At 32.1% G+C, this 17,638-nt stretch carries 15 protein-coding genes and 1 riboswitch; of the genes, 10 read left to right on the forward strand and 5 right to left on the reverse strand.

The window, feature by feature from the left end:
* The first annotated feature begins 30 nt into the window (after positions 1–30).
* Together B5E58_RS07365 and argH are read left to right on the forward strand one after the other, a co-directional pair.
* A complete protein-coding gene (locus B5E58_RS07365) occupies positions 31–1,251 on the forward strand; it encodes an argininosuccinate synthase (RefSeq protein ID WP_088109045.1) in 1,221 nt (406 codons plus the stop codon).
* Between the two features lie 76 nt (positions 1,252–1,327).
* Positions 1,328–2,704 (forward strand): argininosuccinate lyase, encoded by a 1,377-nt coding sequence (gene argH, locus B5E58_RS07370; RefSeq protein ID WP_088109046.1) that lies wholly within the window; start codon positions 1,328–1,330, stop codon positions 2,702–2,704.
* A 35-nt stretch (positions 2,705–2,739) separates the two neighbouring features.
* On the opposite strand, the gene B5E58_RS07375 is transcribed toward argH, so the two are convergent.
* Together B5E58_RS07375 and B5E58_RS07380 are read right to left on the reverse strand one after the other, a co-directional pair.
* The gene (locus tag B5E58_RS07375; RefSeq protein ID WP_088109047.1) at positions 2,740–3,450 is read right to left on the reverse strand and encodes a TraX family protein; all 711 of its coding nucleotides are present in this window, start codon (positions 3,448–3,450) and stop codon (positions 2,740–2,742) included.
* A gap of 13 nt (positions 3,451–3,463) precedes the next feature.
* Complete coding sequence (locus B5E58_RS07380) at positions 3,464–4,105, reverse strand: HAD-IA family hydrolase (RefSeq protein WP_158097701.1); 642 nt, start codon at positions 4,103–4,105, stop codon at positions 3,464–3,466.
* 317 nt (positions 4,106–4,422) lie between these two features.
* On the opposite strand from B5E58_RS07380, the gene B5E58_RS07385 reads away from it, so the two are divergent.
* Positions 4,423–5,322, forward strand: coding sequence for a stalk domain-containing protein (locus B5E58_RS07385; RefSeq protein ID WP_088109049.1), 900 nt, complete (start codon positions 4,423–4,425; stop codon positions 5,320–5,322).
* A 47-nt stretch (positions 5,323–5,369) separates the two neighbouring features.
* Here the strand turns inward: B5E58_RS07385 and B5E58_RS07390 are convergent, their stop codons facing one another.
* Positions 5,370–7,076 carry a glycosyl hydrolase family 18 protein gene (locus tag B5E58_RS07390; protein ID WP_088109050.1) on the reverse strand — a complete coding sequence of 569 codons (1,707 nt, stop codon included), beginning with the start codon at positions 7,074–7,076 and terminating at the stop codon, positions 5,370–5,372.
* Positions 7,077–7,258: 182 nt separating this feature from the next.
* Between B5E58_RS07390 and gltX the strand changes: the two genes are divergently transcribed.
* The 7 genes from gltX (at position 7,259) to B5E58_RS07425 (ending at position 15,399) form a co-directional block, all read left to right on the forward strand.
* Complete coding sequence (gltX, locus tag B5E58_RS07395) at positions 7,259–8,707, forward strand: glutamate--tRNA ligase (RefSeq protein ID WP_088109051.1); 1,449 nt, start codon at positions 7,259–7,261, stop codon at positions 8,705–8,707.
* 184 nt (positions 8,708–8,891) lie between these two features.
* A riboswitch (FMN riboswitch) is annotated at positions 8,892–9,007 on the forward strand.
* Positions 9,008–9,227: 220 nt separating this feature from the next.
* Entirely contained in the window at positions 9,228–10,307 is a 1,080-nt protein-coding gene (ribD, locus tag B5E58_RS07400; RefSeq protein ID WP_242956626.1) for a bifunctional diaminohydroxyphosphoribosylaminopyrimidine deaminase/5-amino-6-(5-phosphoribosylamino)uracil reductase RibD, read from the forward strand.
* Positions 10,308–10,319: 12 nt separating this feature from the next.
* Positions 10,320–10,979 carry a riboflavin synthase gene (locus B5E58_RS07405; RefSeq protein ID WP_088109052.1) on the forward strand — a complete coding sequence of 220 codons (660 nt, stop codon included), beginning with the start codon at positions 10,320–10,322 and terminating at the stop codon, positions 10,977–10,979.
* 13 nt (positions 10,980–10,992) lie between these two features.
* A complete protein-coding gene (locus B5E58_RS07410; RefSeq protein ID WP_088109053.1) occupies positions 10,993–12,198 on the forward strand; it encodes a bifunctional 3,4-dihydroxy-2-butanone-4-phosphate synthase/GTP cyclohydrolase II in 1,206 nt (401 codons plus the stop codon).
* Positions 12,199–12,243: 45 nt separating this feature from the next.
* The gene (gene ribH, locus B5E58_RS07415; RefSeq protein WP_088109054.1) at positions 12,244–12,705 is read left to right on the forward strand and encodes a 6,7-dimethyl-8-ribityllumazine synthase; all 462 of its coding nucleotides are present in this window, start codon (positions 12,244–12,246) and stop codon (positions 12,703–12,705) included.
* Positions 12,706–13,003: 298 nt separating this feature from the next.
* Complete coding sequence (locus tag B5E58_RS07420) at positions 13,004–14,998, forward strand: sodium-translocating pyrophosphatase (RefSeq protein WP_088109055.1); 1,995 nt, start codon at positions 13,004–13,006, stop codon at positions 14,996–14,998.
* A 65-nt stretch (positions 14,999–15,063) separates the two neighbouring features.
* Positions 15,064–15,399: a hypothetical protein gene (locus tag B5E58_RS07425; RefSeq protein WP_088109056.1), complete on the forward strand. Its 336-nt coding sequence runs from the start codon at positions 15,064–15,066 to the stop codon at positions 15,397–15,399.
* Between the two features lie 46 nt (positions 15,400–15,445).
* Here the strand turns inward: B5E58_RS07425 and B5E58_RS07430 are convergent, their stop codons facing one another.
* Entirely contained in the window at positions 15,446–16,687 is a 1,242-nt protein-coding gene (locus B5E58_RS07430) for a DUF1015 domain-containing protein (RefSeq protein ID WP_088109057.1), read from the reverse strand.
* 80 nt (positions 16,688–16,767) lie between these two features.
* Positions 16,768–17,637, reverse strand: a complete 870-nt coding sequence (locus B5E58_RS07435; protein WP_088109058.1) for a DMT family transporter — start codon at positions 17,635–17,637, stop codon at positions 16,768–16,770.
* Position 17,638: the final 1 nt, after the last annotated feature.

Genomic DNA, 17,638 nt, shown 5'->3' on the forward strand with positions numbered 1-17,638 from the left:
TGTCAATGAGAATTTTAGGGGGAAATAGATATGAAAGAAAAAATCGTACTTGCCTACTCAGGCGGACTTGATACAACAGTTATTATTCCATGGTTAAAAGAAAACTACAACGATGCAGAAGTTATTGCAGTATGTGGTAATGTAGGACAGGGAAATGAAACAGAAGGTCTTGAAGAAAGAGCATTAAAAACAGGTGCAAGCAAACTTTACATTGAAGACCTTACAGAAGAATTTATAACAGATGCAATTTATCCTTGTGTTAAAGCAAACGCTGTATACGAAGGTAAATACCTTTTAGGAACATCAATGGCAAGACCAATAATTGCAAAACGTCTTGTTGAGATAGCTCGTAAAGAAGGAGCAACAGCAATATGCCATGGTGCAACAGGAAAAGGAAATGACCAGGTTCGTTTTGAACTTACAATAAAAGCATTAGCTCCAGACCTTAAAATCATAGCTCCTTGGAGACTTGATACATGGAAAATGGACAGCCGTGAAGCAGAAGTTGCATATCTTGAAGCAAGAGGAATTGAAGCACCAGTTAAAAAAGGTGACAGCTACAGCCGTGACCGTAACATCTGGCACTTAAGCCATGAAGGTCTTGAACTTGAAGACCCAGCAAACGAGCCAAACTACGAACATCTTTTACAGCTTGGTGTATCACCTGAAAAAGCTCCTGACAAACCAACATATGTTGAATTAGAGTTTGAAAAAGGTCTCCCTGTAAAAGTTGACGGAAAAGAAATGGGACCAGTTGAACTTCTCACATACCTTAACAAAGTAGGTGGAGAAAACGGTGTAGGTATACAGGATATCTGTGAAAACCGTGTTGTTGGTATGAAATCTCGTGGTGTATATGAAACACCAGGCGGTTCAATACTCTACTATGCACACAGAGAGCTTGAATATCTCTGCCTTGACAAACAGACACAGAGCTTTAACGAAATTGCAAGCAACAAATTTACAGAGCTTGTATACAGTGGAGAATGGTACACACCACTTCGTGAAGCATTATCAGCATACTTTGACAGTGTAAACGAAACAGTTACAGGTAAAGTTAAATTAAAACTTTACAAAGGAAACATTATACCAGCAGGTTCAGAAAGCCCATACTCATTATACAATGAGTCAATAGCAAGCTTCACAACAGGCGAACTTTACAACCACAAAGACGCAGACGGATTTATTAATCTCTTTGGTCTTCCATTAAAAGTTCGTGCTATGATGAAACAGGCAAACGAAAACAAATAATTATTAATAACTATTAAAAAACGGACTGCAAAGGAAATTCCGATGCAGTCCTAATTTGTATAGGGAGGAAAATATAATGAAACTTTGGGGTGGAAGATTTACAAAATCAACAGACAGTTTTGTAGACCATTTTCATTCTTCAATATCCTTTGACCAGAGAATGTACAAAGAGGACATTGAAGGAAGTATTGCCCATGCGGGAATGTTAGGGAAACAGGGTATAATTCCTGAAGATGACGCAAAATTAATACAGAAAACATTAAAAGAAATACTTTCTGATATAGAAGAAGGCAAAGTTGAATTTGACGAAAAAGCCGAAGACATCCACATGAACATAGAGACAATACTTATAAGTCGTATTGGAGATGTTGGAAAGAAACTTCACACAGGAAGAAGCCGTAATGACCAAGTAGCTTTGGACATTCGTATGTATGTTAAAAAAGAAATTGTAAATATACAAGGTCTTTTAAAAGAACTTATGACTGTACTTAACAATACAGCAGAAAAAAACCTTGATACAATAATGCCAGGCTACACTCATTTACAGAGAGCACAGCCTGTAACATTAGCACATCATGTTACAGCATATATAGAAATGTTCAAACGTGACTATGACAGACTTTCTGACACATATAAACGTACAAATGTACTTCCTTTAGGTTCAGGAGCACTTGCTACAACAACATACAATCTTGATAGATACAATGTAATGGAAGCTCTTGGATTTGACAGTGTAACATTAAACAGTATGGACGGAGTAAGCGACAGAGATTTCTGTATAGAGCTTTTATCAGCTCTTTCAATAATAATGATGCATTTAAGCCGTTTCTGTGAAGAAATAATACTTTGGAGCAGTCACGAATTTAAGTTTATAGAGCTTGATGACAGCTATTCAACAGGCTCAAGCATAATGCCACAGAAAAAAAATCCTGACATGGCAGAGCTTATAAGAGGAAAAACAGGACGTGTATACGGCTATCTTATGGGACTTTTAACAACAATGAAAGGACTTCCTTTAGCATACAACAAAGATATGCAAGAGGATAAAGAAGGCGTATTTGCTGCCATAGATACATTAAAAATGTGTCTTCCTGTATTTACAGCAATGATAGACACAATGACAGTAAACAAAGACAATATGCTCCATGCAACAAAAGGCGGATTTACAAATGCAACAGATGCAGCAGACTGGCTTGTTAAAAATGGAGTTCCATTCCGTGATGCTCATGCAATAATAGGACAGCTTGTACTCTACTGTATAAACAACAATACAAATCTTGATGACCTTTCAATAGAAGAATACAGAAAAATATCACCTGTATTCAATGAAAGTGTTTATGATGCAATAAAAGTACAGAAATGTGTTGAGGCAAGAAATGTAGTAGGTGGTCCTTCAAAAGAATATATGTCAAAACTTGTTGAAGAAAACAAAAAATATTTAGAAAATCTTTAATAAACAAAAAACCTCGGATATATCCGAGGTTTTTATTATATTCTAAATATTATTCTTATAACAAAAATAAACAAAAGATGTGCGGGATAGAAAACATAAAAGAACATTTTAGGTATTTTTATATCTGTATTCATTTTTATATATATTAAAGGTACACACAATATAGCAAATATCTCAAATCCTATACAAAAATCTCCTATACATAAGCTTAAAGGGTTGTCCAAAGAACCTGTAAATATAGCACTTATATAGCATAAAATATATAATATCATACCTATGAAAGGCTTGTTCCTAAAAACATAGAATACAATCATAAGAACAAGACCTGTAATGCCATAATCAAAATTAAAAAATAACAAAAGTATTATTGATATTATAAAAAATATAATTTTTCGCTCTTTAAAAGACCAAATACCCAAAAGACTTATAAAAAGTGTAAAAAATATATTAAAGTTAAAAATATTACCTAAAAAATCATTATAATTAAAAGCTAAAACATAAAAAGGCTGTGATATAATAGCAAAAAGACCAATTCTAGCCAAATAATTTTTAATATCGTGAGTGTATAACACACCGACAGTCATACAATAACAAAACAGCGGAAAAGCCAATCTTCCAATCCATCTAAAAACAGGATATTGAGGAAAAAACACTGCTCCAATATGGTCTATAAACATACTTATAACTGCAATAATTTTCAAAAAATCCGTATCAAGATTTGTTTTAAGTCTATCTCCGAACATCATAAGAACCGCCTCCTTATAATAATACATCTAAAATATTATACGAATTAACAGCGGTATAATCTGCATTTTCAATGTCGGAATTTTGTCCATAACCATAAAAAACGCCTAATGATTTTATTCCTGCCTCCTTTGCTCCCTGTATATCATACTTTGTATCCCCTACTATCACAGCATCATCTCTATTTTTTATATAAGCTCTCTCAAAAGCATACTCAATTACTTTAGCTTTTGTATTTCGTTTTCCTTCAACATCACTTCCGCATATATAATCAAAATAATTTGCTATTTTATTATATTCAAGGACTTTAACAGCAAGATATTCAACTTTTGATGTTGTTACAATAAGAGTTTTTCCAGCCTCTTTAAGTTTTTTAAGAACATATTCAATTCCCTCAAAAGTTTCACCCTCATACATTCCTCTAGGAGTATAATTTTCTCTGTAAAATTCAATAGCCTTTTTTATATTTTCATCAGCAACACCAACAAACTTAAAGCTAGCTTCAAGAGGAGGACCTACAAAAGTAGTTAAAACTTCATCAGAAGGTATATCTATATTCATTTTTTCAAGAGCATATTTAAAAGAATTTTTGACACCTAAAGCCGAATCAATTAAAGTTCCGTCAAGGTCAAAAAGTATATATTTAAAATTTTTCATAAGCACTTCCCTCTTTTCAAAATTATGTACAAACATTAAAATTTCCAGAAAAATTATAATTATATTTTTAGCATGATTTTTCCATATATTAAATGGTACAACAACACACATATAAAAATCAATAGCTTCAAAAAATACCTTCAAAATTATAAAATTCAAAGAGATACCATCGTTGAAAACTGACAATTATTTCTATTTATTTTATCATATTTTTAATAAAAATCACCTCTTATGTTTAATAATAATAGATAATATACCAAAAAAATATTATAATAAAAATATAGTTAAAAGTATAAAATTAAGTGGGGGTGTTTATTATGTTAAATAGTTTCAAAAAAAATTCTGCACTTTTAATATCACTTATTTTAATTTTTCCACAGACAGCTTTTGCATATACACAGCCAAATCCTCAAATATCAATAACAAATGTTAATGATATTATAGAAGTTGAAAAGACAAACCCAGACACATTAACACAAGAAAAATATATATATTCAAGTTTAGTAGAACCGCTTGTAATGGTAAACGGTGAATTTAAACCACAGTATAAGTCAGCCTACGACATAACATTAAACTATACTCTTATACCTGTAAATCTATTATCTGAACAGTTTGGATTTACTGTAAGAATTGATAATACAATAATAATAATAGAAAAAGACGGACATAAATATATATTTACAGTTGGAAGTACTCAGTATTTATCTGACGGAATTAGAAAAGAAGCTCCAACAGCTCCATTTATAAAAAACCATGTTCAATATATTCCTGTAAGAACAATATGTGACGAGACAGGTTTAGAACTTTCATTTTTTGCATCAACAGGACTTTATGATAAATTTAGTATAATATCAATAGACTCAAAAATAAAAGATGAGCCTACTATAACAATAACTGACGCTGTGGAAACAGTAAAAACAATGGTATACAATGATTTATATGTAAATAAAGACATGAGAGACCGAATTGAGGAAATGTATAAAATAGATTTTCCTGATAATCTCTCAAAAGACACTATACAAAATTATATTAAGAGTATAAATATAGAATACAAAGGAACTCTTGGAAAATACTATATTATAAATATATTGAAAGATTGTAATGAAGGTTTTCTTATTGACAGATACAGTGGAAAGATATATGGTCTCCATGATTGGAGTGTAGTAATTCTCAATATAAACGAGAGTACTAATACATTCATGTTATATTTCCAATAATAATAAACAAAAGGCATCTTTAAAAGATGCCTTTTTTATTTTTTAAATTAATTTTTCATATAACTATTTATAATACTCCAAGTATTATCCGTTTCAAGATGTCTTTTCCAACCGGCACAACCTGCAAGATTATATTTTTCAACAAGCTCCATTCTTTTTCTCAATGAAAGTTCATCTTCAAGCCAAATTTTATAGGTAGTTCCATCTTTTTCAATAGATGAATAATTTTGACCACTCTCCTCATCATATACTATTTCCATATTATTTTCATTTATATAATTTAAAGCAGCCTGCATTCCCAATGATGAAGAAGAAACAGTTAAATTTCCATCAACATTTTTTTCTTCCCATAATCTTGTATAAAAAGGTATGCCAAGAATAACTTTTTCAGGTGAAACCATATCAAGAGTAGAAGTTATACTTTCTTCTGTCCAACCCATAGAGGCAACAGAACCACTTTCAGGACTAGTTCCCCAATGCTCATCATAAGCCATAAGAACAACATAATCCACAGTCTCTCCTATCTCCTCCATGCCATAATAATAATTCCAACCTTCAGGTCTTGAAAGGTCTACACTTACAGTCAAGCCTTGAGCTTTTAAATAAGGTGTTATCTCTCTTACAAACTGAACAAAATATTCTCCGTCATCACTTCTTATAGTTTCAAAATCTATATTTATTCCGTCAAGCTCATAAAGTTCAGCATAAGCAAGAACCTGTTTAATAATTTTCTCTCTTATTTCAGGGCTACTCAAAGTATTATGAGTTATATCAGGGTCAAAACTGTTTGATAAAAGACCCCAAACTTGATAACCTTGAGAATGTGCCCAATCAACATAACTTTTATCAGCAATATTAGAAACATTACCTTCATTATCAGAAATAGCAAACCACGTTGGAGATATAACATCAAGATTTTCTATTGCTGTAAATTTACTATCATTTTTATTTTGAGATACATTAAAAACTTGGTCCCAAACCATTGTTATTTTACCATTTTCAGGAGTAAATCCCAAAGATACATAATTTTCTTCATTATTTACAAAATTAGTTTTAACAATATCAGTAATATATTTTTCCTCAATATATCCGACATACTCATTAAACCTAACTTTATAAAAACCATTTTCATTACCAAAAATAGTTATCTCACTACCCTTTTTAACCCTCGTTACAGTATGACTTTTTATATCCGGTTCAGAATACATTTTAACATTTTTCTGTAATACAGAAGTTGAAATTTCTTCTCCATAAAAGTCTATTACAGCAGTTTTTTCATCATCAATATACTCTATATTAAGATTATAAAGTGAAGCTGTAAGATTACAAGGAATAAGCATAACTTCATCTTTTGTGATTATAGGCATTTCAAGAGATAAAGGTTCACTATTCACATAATATGTAAGTTCATCAGTGCTAAGTCTTATAACACTATTTTCATTAGTTATAGTCAAAGTATTATCATCAGCTTCAGGAAAGACAGTATCATCAATATATTCTTTTAAAAAATCAACAGAGAAATATTTTTCATTATCAACAATGTATATAGAAAGTTCATCGGGAACAATTTCATCTTTAACAATAACATCTATTCTATTAGGGTCTCTACTTAAATTATCAATAACATTAATACCAAATTTCCCAATCAAAAACACAATACATAATATAATCAAAATAAGTACTATTATAATTTTAAATGGATTAGATTTATTTATTTCATTTCTCCTTCTTTTTAATTCAAATTCACTCTCCATAAGAATACGCCCCTTTCAATTATAGCTATATATATTATAACATCTACATTCTTAAGAACTTCAAATAGTATTATTAAAAATATCTTAAATAGTGACACGTAAAGACCTTTACAGATTAACGATAAAAGTATATTATATTTATTGAAAATTACGTTTAATATCTAATGAAAGGACGAAATTTAATGGAAATAAGAACTAGATTTGCACCAAGCCCAACAGGTTATATGCATATCGGAAATTTAAGAACAGCACTTTATGAGTTTCTTATTGCAAAATCACAGGGCGGTAAGTTTATACTTAGAATAGAGGATACAGACCAGGAACGTTATGTTGAAGGTGCTACTGAAATAATTTACAATACACTTAAAATGACAGGACTTAAACATGATGAAGGTCCAGACATCGGCGGAAATTATGGTCCATATATTCAGAGTGAAAGAATGGGAATGTATCTTCAGTATGCTCTCCAGCTTGTAGAAAAAGGTGAAGCATACTACTGTTTCTGTACAAAAGAAAGACTTGAAAGTCTCAAAGTAAGCAACAAAGAAGGTGACGCTTTCGCAAAATATGACCGTCACTGTCTTTCACTTTCAAAAGAAGAAATACAGAAAAACCTTGATGCAGGTATGCCTTACGTTATTCGTCAGAAAATGCCTAATGAAGGTACAACAACATTCCACGATGTTGTATATGGAGACATAACAGTTGATAACTCTGAACTTGATGACCAGATACTTATAAAAGCTGACGGTTTCCCAACATACAACTTTGCAAATGTCGTTGATGACCATCTTATGGAAATCACACACGTTGTAAGAGGAAGCGAATATCTCTCATCAACACCAAAATACAATCTTTTATATGATGCTTTTGGTTGGACAGCTCCAGAATACGTTCATCTTCCACCAGTAATGAGAGATGCTCACAACAAACTTTCAAAACGTCATGGAGATAAATCTTTTGAAGACCTTGTAAGAGAAGGTTTCCTTGTAGAAGCAATAGTAAACTATATTGCTCTTCTTGGTTGGAGTCCATCAGACAATCAGGAAATATTCTCACTTGATGAACTTATAGAAAAATTCACAATTTCAGGTTTAAGCAAATCACCATCAATATTTGATATAAAGAAACTCACATGGATGAATGGTGAATACATTAAAAACATGGAATTTGAAAAATACTTTGAATTAGTAAAACCACGTCTTGAAGAAGCAGTTAAAACAAAAACATTAGACCTTAGAAAAATTGCTGCACTCTTACAGAAAAGACTTGAGACATTAAACGATATTCCACGTCTTGTGGATTTCTTTGACACACTTCCAGAGTATGGAACAGAGCTTTATATTCACAAAAAGATGAAAACAACAGAAGAAATTGCACTTACAGCTCTTAAAGCTGCTGTACCTGTAATTGAAGGTATTGACACTTGGAACGAAGAAACAATACACGATAAACTTTTAGCTCTTGTTGCTGAACTTGGAATGAAAAACGGACAGCTTTTATGGCCAGTAAGAACAGCTCTTTCCGGTGAGCCTACATCTCCAGGTGGAGCAATAGAACTTGCAGACATTCTTGGAAAAGAAGAGACATTAAGAAGAATTGCTGTTGGTATAGAAAAACTTTCAAAATAATATTTTAAAAAAACAGGCTTATGCCTGTTTTTTTATTGTCAACAAAAACCTTTAATTTAAAAGGATTTTAGAGTATTTATGCACAAAAATAAATTATAAAAATAAATTTATATGTTAAAGTTTTTGTAAAAAACCATTGACAAAGTTAAAAATAGTACTATAATGTACTTGTAATTAAATAACGGATAATCTTCAGGGCAGGGTGTAATTCCCGATTGGCGGTAAAGTCCGCGAGCATTTTTGCATGATTTGGTGCAATTCCAAAACCAACAGTTAAAGTCTGGATAGAAGAAGATAGCAACTTTTTTGTATGTATAATTTTATTTTTTATTTATTTTATATACATTTATTTTTGTTAAAATTTTGCCCTGAGAAAATGTTTTCTCAGGCTTTTTTATTTTTATTTGTATAAAATCTAAAATAGATAAATAGACATACAACCTTATTATAAGGTATTTTTTGTAAGCCCTGAGATTTTTTCTCATGGCTTTTATTGTTTTATTTTGGGGGTGTTTTATATATGGAATACATGAAAAGAGCCATAGAACTTGCAAAAATGGGAGAAGGAAAAGTAAATCCAAATCCTCTTGTTGGAGCTGTAATAGTAAAAAACGGAAAAATAATAGGTGAAGGTTTTCACAGATATTTCGGTGGACCTCATGCAGAAATAGATGCAATAAACAATGCAACAGAAAGTGTTGAGGGAGCTGACATATATGTAACATTAGAACCTTGTTCCCATTACGGCAAAACTCCACCCTGTGCTCTTGCTCTTGTAAAACATAAATTCAACAGTGTATTTATAGGCACAAAAGACCCAAACCCTCTAGTAGCTGGTAAAGGTATAAAAATATTAGAAGATGCAGGAATACACGTTTTTTGTGGAATATGTGAACAAGAGTGTATAAAGTTAAACGAAGTATTTTTAAAATATATAGAAACCAAACTCCCCTTTGTAGTAATGAAAACAGGAGTAACTCTTGATGGAAAAATAGCAACAGTAACGGGAGAATCTCAATGGATAACAAATGAAAAATCAAGAGAATATGTACATAAACTTAGAAACAGTCTTTCCGGAATAATGGTAGGTGTAAATACAGTTATAGCCGACAATCCAAAATTGACATCAAGAATTGAAGGTGGAAGAAACCCTATAAGAATAATAACAGACAGCACATTGAGAACACCTGAAAATTCAAATGTTCTTGATATATCAACAGGAAGATGTATTATAGCCGTTTCAGAGAAAGCGGACTCTGAAAAATGCCGAAGATTTGAAGAAAAAGGAATTGAAATTATAAAAGTCGGAAAAAACCAAGTTGACCTTAAAGAGCTTATGAAAATACTTGGTAATATGGGAATTGACAGTATATTAATTGAAGGTGGTGGAGAACTTAATTTTTCAGCTTTAAAAGAAGGTATTGTTGATAAAGTTATAACTGTTATAGCTCCAAAAATATTAGGTGGAAAGGAAGCAAAAACATCTGTTATGGGAAAAGGTATAGAACATATTTCAGATGCAGTTGAGCTTTCAGATATAACAGTTAAAAATATTTTTAATGATACTGTAATTACAGGTTACGTCAAAAAGAAACAGTAAGAGGTGACATATTTGTTTACAGGAATAGTTGAAGAAATCGGCACTGTTCTAAAAGTAATTGATGGAGAGTGCGGAAAAATAGGAATAAAGTGCAACAAAATAATTGAAGATATGAACATAGGTGATAGTATAGCTGTAAACGGAGTATGTTTAACAGTGACAAGTTTTGAAAAAACTACAAAAAAAAGTTTTACAGCAGATGTCATGGCAGAGACAATGAGAAGAACAAATTTAGGTATGCTTTCAACAGGAAGTAAAGTAAACCTTGAGCGAGCCATGAAAGCCAATGGAAGATTTGGAGGACATATAGTAAGCGGTCATATTGACGGCAGAGGGAAAATAGAAAGTTTCAAGGCAGAAAAAAATGCTGTTTGGGTAACAATCTCAGCAGACAGTTCAATATTAAAATACATAGTCGAAAAAGGTTCAATTGCCATAGACGGTATAAGTCTTACAGTTGCCTATGTTGACAATAATTGTTTTAAAGTTTCATTGATACCTCATACAGGAGAAGAAACCACCCTACTCTCAAAAAAAGTTGGTGATATGGTTAATCTTGAAAATGATGTTATTTCAAAGTATGTTGAAAAACTTTTAGGTTTTAACAAAGAAAAAGAAGAAAAAACAAGTTCATCAATAAGCATGGATTTTTTACAAAAATGTGGATTTTAAGGAGATGTTAAATATGTTTGAATTTAATACAGTTGAAGAAGCCCTTGAAGATTTAAAAGCAGGAAAAATGATACTTTGCACAGATGACCCAGACAGAGAAAACGAAGGTGACCTTATATGTGCAGGAGAATTTGCCACAGGAGAAAATATAAACTTTATGGCAAAATATGCAAAAGGTTTAATATGTATGCCTTTAAGCGAAAAAGAAGCTGACAGACTTGGACTTTATCCAATGGTTGCAAAGAATACAGACAATCACGAAACAGCCTTCACAGTTTCAATAGACCATGTTGACACAACAACAGGAATATCAGCCTATGAAAGGTCTTTAACAATAATGAAAGCCACAGAAGATAGTGCAAAACCTGAAGATTTCAGAAAACCGGGACATATGTTTCCACTTATAGCAAAACCTAATGGAGTTTTAGAGAGAGACGGACACACAGAAGGCACAGTTGACCTTATGAAATTAGCCGGACTTAAAGAGATAGGCGTTTGCTGTGAGATTATGGCAGATGATGGAACAATGATGAGAAAAACAGAGCTTATAGAATTTGCAAAAGAACATAATCTTAAATTTATAACAATAAAAGACCTTCAAAATTACAGAAGAAAACGTGAAAAAATAATGGAAAGAGTTGTTGAAGCAAATCTTCCAACAAAATATGGAAAATTCAAAATTTATGGCTATCAGAACAAAAGAAACGGAGAACATCACATTGCCCTTGTAATGGGAGATGTATCAAAAGGCGGTCCAGTATTAACAAGAGTACATTCAGAATGTTTGACAGGTGATGCTTTAGGCTCTGCAAAATGTGACTGTGGCGACCAGTACGACGCAGCTATGAGAAGTATAGCAAAAGAAGGACGAGGAATTTTAGTATATTTAAGACAGGAAGGACGAGGAATAGGACTTATAAATAAACTCAAAGCCTATGCCCTTCAGGATATGGGTATGGACACAGTAGAAGCAAATGTTGCTTTAGGTTTCCCACCTGATTTAAGAGATTATACAGTTGGAGCACAAATTTTAAAAGACTTAGGAGTAAATCAAATTCGTCTTTTAACAAACAATCCACAAAAAATATATGACCTTGAAGTATACGGTCTTGAAATAACAGAAAGAGTTCCAATTGAAACAGTACATAAACCAGAATGTGAATTTTACATGGAAACAAAAAAACATAAAATGGGACATATTCTTGAAACATTCCAATAAAAAATTTTAAAAATAAAAATATTAATACATAGGAGGTATTTTAAAATGAATATAATAGAAGGAAAACTTATAGCACAAAATCCAAAGATAGGAATAATAGTAGGAAGATTTAATGAGTTCATAGGTGGAAAACTTCTTTCAGGAGCTGTTGACGGTTTAAAGAGACATGGAGTTGAAGATGATGACATAACAGTTGCATGGGTTCCGGGAGCTTTTGAAATTCCTGTAACAGCAAAGAAAATGGCAAAATCAGGAAAATATGACGCTGTAATATGTCTTGGGGCAGTTATAAGAGGAGCTACAAGCCACTATGATTATGTATGTGCAGAGGTTTCAAAAGGAATTGCCTCTGTAAGTCTTGAGACAGAAATACCTGTACTTTTCGGAGTTTTAACAACAGATACAATAGAACAGGCAATTGAGAGAGCAGGAACAAAAGCTGGAAACAAAGGCTTTGACTGTGCAGTATCTGCAATAGAAATGATAAACTTAATGAAAAGCTTATAATTAAATAAATTTATTAAAAGACCATATTTAAAATATGGTCTTTTTTATTTTTATATAAAATATATCATTTTTAAGACATTATTTTAATAAACTTTATATTAATTTTAGTTAGCATACTAAGTTATTTATTGTATATTTTTACTTCATATAAGTTAATAAAATAAACATAATATTTTAGTTAATGTTGTTACTGGGTATTATTAGAAATATAGTTTATAATTAAATCATAATTATTTATGTATACAGTTTTCTGTTTTCATAAATATATTAAATACAAATTGAAAGGAATGATGACAATATGGAAAGTATGATTTATGTTGCACCTGTAATGGGTATTATCGCCCTACTTTTCGCCTTTGTACTAGCCTCAAAGGTAGGAAAAATGGACGAAGGAACAGACAGAATGAAAGAAATAGCATGGTCAATACGCGAAGGGGCAAATGCATTTCTCACAGCAGAATATAAGATACTTATTATATTTGCCATTGTTTTATTTATACTTATAGCAATAGGTATCAATGTTATAACAGCTGTATGTTTTATTGTAGGTGCTATATTCTCTACTTTGGCTGGGTATTTTGGTATGAATGTTGCAACAAAAGCTAATGTAAGAACAGCAAATGCAGCTAGAACAAGTGGAATGAACAAAGCTTTGTCAATAGCATTTTCTGGCGGTGCTGTAATGGGAATGTCTGTTGTAGGCTTAGGACTTTTAGGAGTAAGTGCTGTATATATCATAACAAATAATGTTAATGTTCTTTCAGGTTTCAGCCTTGGAGCCTCATCAATAGCACTTTTCGGACGTGTTGGCGGAGGTATATATACAAAAGCGGCAGACGTTGGAGCAGACCTTGTTGGAAAAGTTGAGGCGGGAATACCAGAGGACGACCCAAGAAACCCGGCTGTTATAGCTGACAACGTTGGAGACAATGTTGGAGATGTTGCTGGAATGGGAGCTGACCTTTTTGAGTCATATGTAGGTTCAATAGTTTCAGCCATAACTTTAGGAGTAATAGGTGTTGCAGGTTCAAAATTTACTCTTGCCGGAGCGGTTTTCCCTCTTATTCTTTCAGCTGTTGGAATAATGTCTGCAATAATAGGAACATTCTTTGTAAGAGGAGATGAAAAATCAAATCCACACAAAGCATTAAAGACAGGTACATATGTAGCAAGTATAATTGTAGTTATATTATCTCTAATATTGAGCAATATGTTTTTTGGTACATTTAATTATGCAATAGCAATTATAGCAGGATTAATTGTAGGTATAATAATAGGAATAATAACAGAAATTTACACATCAGGAGATTACAAATCAGTAAAGAAAATAGCCGAACAGTCAGAGACAGGACCAGCAACAACAATAATAAGTGGTCTTGCAGTTGGAATGGAGTCAACAGCCTTTCCAGTAATACTTATATGTGTAGGAATATTTGTTGCATATTTTTTTGCAGGTCTTTATGGTATAGCCCTTGCAGCTGTGGGAATGTTATCAACAACAGGAATAACAGTAGCTGTTGACGCTTATGGTCCAATAGCTGATAACGCCGGTGGTATAGCAGAGATGAGCGGTCTTGACCATTCTGTAAGAGAAATAACAGATAAACTTGACGCAGTTGGAAACACAACAGCAGCCATAGGAAAAGGCTTTGCAATAGGTTCAGCAGCATTAACAGCCCTTGCTCTTTTTGTTTCATACGCTCAAGCTGTACAGCTTACATCAATAGACATTTTAAATTATAGAGTAATAATAGGTCTTTTCATAGGTGGAATGTTACCATTTCTTTTCTCAGCATTTACAATGCAGTCAGTTGGAAAAGCAGCTTTTCAGATGATAGAAGAAGTAAGACGCCAGTTTAGAACAATACCGGGAATTATGGAAGGCACAGCAAAACCAGATTATAAAAGTTGTGTTGCCATATCAACAACAGCAGCATTAAAAGAAATGCTTGTACCGGGAATTATGGCTGTTATATCTCCTCTTGTTGTGGGAATACTTCTTGGAACAAGTGCCCTCGGCGGACTTCTTGCCGGTTCTCTTGTAACAGGAGTACTTATAGCAATATTCATGTCAAACTCTGGTGGTGCATGGGATAACGCAAAGAAATATATTGAGGAAGGAAATCATGGTGGAAAAGGAAGTGAAGCTCACAAAGCAGCAGTTGTTGGCGACACAGTAGGTGACCCTTTCAAAGACACATCAGGTCCTTCAATAAACATTCTCATAAAACTTATGACAGTGGTTTCTCTTGTGTTCGCACCATTATTTATTACAATAGGTAGTATACTTTAATAAAAAAAGCCATAGTTCCATAGAATTGGAACTATGGTTTTGATTTTAAAGAAAGGAGTAAAACTATGAAATATATTGAAGAATATGAATTTTTTGAACTAGAAAGCCTTGTAAAAAGATTTATTAAGGTAATAGATGTAAATATTACAGGAAATACTCCAGACTTTTATAATATACTAAAACGTATGAATAGAAATGTTGAAATGTGCATAAAAAGCGGCAGTGAATACTCCTATGAGCTTTTAGACCTTGTAAAATGGGATTGGAATAACGCAACAAAGCCAGGACTCGGAATGAAAGCCTACTATATATGGAAAGATAATTATGATGATAGAATAAGGATTAACAATGAGATTAAAAATATTATTGAAGACATCGACAGTATTATATATGGATACTAAAAAATAAAAGTGCACTACAATTAAATTGTAAATGCACTTTTTTTATTTAATCTAAAGAATGTATAAAAAGACCACTTTGAAGTTTAGGCTCAAACCATGTTGATTTTGGAGGCATAATTTTATTTTCATCAGCCACAGCCATAAGTTCTTCCATTGAAGTTGGATACATAGCGAAAGCGGCAACCATTTCACCACTGTCAACACGTCTTTCAAGCTCAGAAAGACCTCTTATTCCCCCTACAAAATCAATTCTTTTATTTGTTCTTATATCATCAATGCCAAGTAAAGGTACAAGCACATTATTTTGAAGTATAGAAACATCAAGACTTTCTATAACATCACCACTTATAATTTCAGGTTTAGCCTTCATACTATACCATTTTTTATCTGTATAAAAACCAAAAGTATGTTTTCTTGAAGGTTTATATACACCATCAAAAGGCATAATTTCAAATTTTTCTGAAAGTTTATCAATAAATTCGTCTTTTGATAAACCGTTAAAATCCTTTATAAGTCTGTTATAATCAAGAATTCTAAGTTGACTATCTGGGAATAAAACAGAAAGATAATAATTAAATTCTTCTTTTCCTGTATAATTAGGATTTTCTTTTCTTCTCTTAAGTCCCACTTTTACAGCAGAAGCATTTCTGTGATGACCATCTGCAATATATAAATTTTTAACATCACCGAAAAGTTTTACAAGATTTTCTATAACATCACTGTTATTTATAACCCAAACTCTCTGGGCTGTACCTTCATCAGTAACAAAATCATACTGACAAGGGTGAGTATTTTTCCAATTTTCAATAACAGTATCAATATCATAGCTATCTTTATATGCAAGGAATATAGGACCTGTATTGGCATTTAAAGTGTCAACGTGGCGAATTCTGTCCTGTTCCTTATCCTCTCTTGTAAGCTCATGTTTCTTTATTGTACCGTCAATATACTCATCTATTGAAGTACAAACAACTAAACCTGTCTGTTTTCTTCCGTCCATGACAAGCTCATATATGTATAAACAATCCTCGTCATCTTTAACAAGTATTCCCTTATCAATCATACCATAAAGATTTTCTTTAGCTTTTTCATAAACGGCATCATCATATATATCAATATTTTTATCCAAATCAATTTCAGCCTTATCGACATGAAGGAATGAATATGGTTTCCCCTTAACCATTTCCCTTGCCTCATCACTGTTTACAACATCATATGGAAGTGCTGCCACATCTTTTGCATACTCTTTTGCAGGTCGTATTCCTTTAAAAGCTTTTATAGTAGCCATTATTTTTCCTCCTTATATAGACTTTATCTAATAATTTTATATTGTTTTTATTATATTTACAACATAAAAACAGTAAAAATTTAATTTTTAGCAGAAGCAAAAACTCCAGCCATAACAAGGCATATTCCACAAATTTTCATAAAAGATAAACTTTCAGAAAAAACAACTACACCTAAAATAGAAGCCACAACAGGCTCCAAAGACGCCATGACAGAAGCACTACTTGCAGGAACAGAAGTAAGACCTTTAGTATAAGCAAAATATGGCAAAGCACCAGTTAATATACTTGAAAATATAAACTGAAGCCATACACCTTCATGATTTATATGATTTACAAGACTAAAAACATCTGTAAAAGGCAATATACCTATTGCAACAAAAAGAAATGTATATGTAGTTATAACGGCTGAAGAATAACCTCTTTTTATAGCAAACTTTCCAAATATAGAATATAAAGCATATCCAAGACCTGAACATAAACCTAAAATAATACCTTTTAATGATACAGAATTTCCTCCACCTATTCCTGTAACCATACAACAGCCCCCAAAGGTAATAGCAACTATTATTATTTTTTTATATGTAATTTTCTCATTAAAAAGTATTACAGATATAATCATAACAATAGCAGGAGCTGTATATAAAAGTATAGCAGCAACTCCCATACTTGTTTCAATAATAGCATTCATATAGCACATATTAAAAAAAAGATAACTAAAAATTCCTGTTCCTATAAAATACTTTATATCAGAAATTTTTTTAAGTTTAAGTTCACTACTATATTTTATAGAATAAGCTATAAAAGCAACTAAAAAAGTCACAACAGCTCTAACAAAAAGCAAATCCACTGTTGAAAAACCTAAAGAAGTAAGATTTTTTGTAAAAACGCCCAAAGTCCCCCACATAATAGCCGCCAAAAGTATAAGTATATAAGCCATATTTTTTCTCACA

It is taken from the genome of Tyzzerella sp. An114 (assembly GCF_002161055.1).
GTDB classification, from domain to species: domain Bacteria; phylum Bacillota; class Clostridia; order Lachnospirales; family Anaerotignaceae; genus Fimicola; species Fimicola cottocaccae.

Coding starts and splice junctions, on each gene's coding strand:
- B5E58_RS07365 (WP_088109045.1), top strand. CDS start 31: ATGAAAGAAAAAATCGTACTTGCCTACTCAGGCGGACTTGATACAACA.
- argH (WP_088109046.1), top strand. CDS start 1,328: ATGAAACTTTGGGGTGGAAGATTTACAAAATCAACAGACAGTTTTGTA.
- B5E58_RS07375 (WP_088109047.1), bottom strand. CDS start 3,450: ATGATGTTCGGAGATAGACTTAAAACAAATCTTGATACGGATTTTTTG.
- B5E58_RS07380 (WP_158097701.1), bottom strand. CDS start 4,105: ATGAAAAATTTTAAATATATACTTTTTGACCTTGACGGAACTTTAATT.
- B5E58_RS07385 (WP_088109049.1), top strand. CDS start 4,423: ATGTTAAATAGTTTCAAAAAAAATTCTGCACTTTTAATATCACTTATT.
- B5E58_RS07390 (WP_088109050.1), bottom strand. CDS start 7,076: ATGGAGAGTGAATTTGAATTAAAAAGAAGGAGAAATGAAATAAATAAA.
- gltX (WP_088109051.1), top strand. CDS start 7,259: ATGGAAATAAGAACTAGATTTGCACCAAGCCCAACAGGTTATATGCAT.
- ribD (WP_242956626.1), top strand. CDS start 9,228: ATGGAATACATGAAAAGAGCCATAGAACTTGCAAAAATGGGAGAAGGA.
- B5E58_RS07410 (WP_088109053.1), top strand. CDS start 10,993: ATGTTTGAATTTAATACAGTTGAAGAAGCCCTTGAAGATTTAAAAGCA.
- ribH (WP_088109054.1), top strand. CDS start 12,244: ATGAATATAATAGAAGGAAAACTTATAGCACAAAATCCAAAGATAGGA.
- B5E58_RS07420 (WP_088109055.1), top strand. CDS start 13,004: ATGGAAAGTATGATTTATGTTGCACCTGTAATGGGTATTATCGCCCTA.
- B5E58_RS07425 (WP_088109056.1), top strand. CDS start 15,064: ATGAAATATATTGAAGAATATGAATTTTTTGAACTAGAAAGCCTTGTA.
- B5E58_RS07430 (WP_088109057.1), bottom strand. CDS start 16,687: ATGGCTACTATAAAAGCTTTTAAAGGAATACGACCTGCAAAAGAGTAT.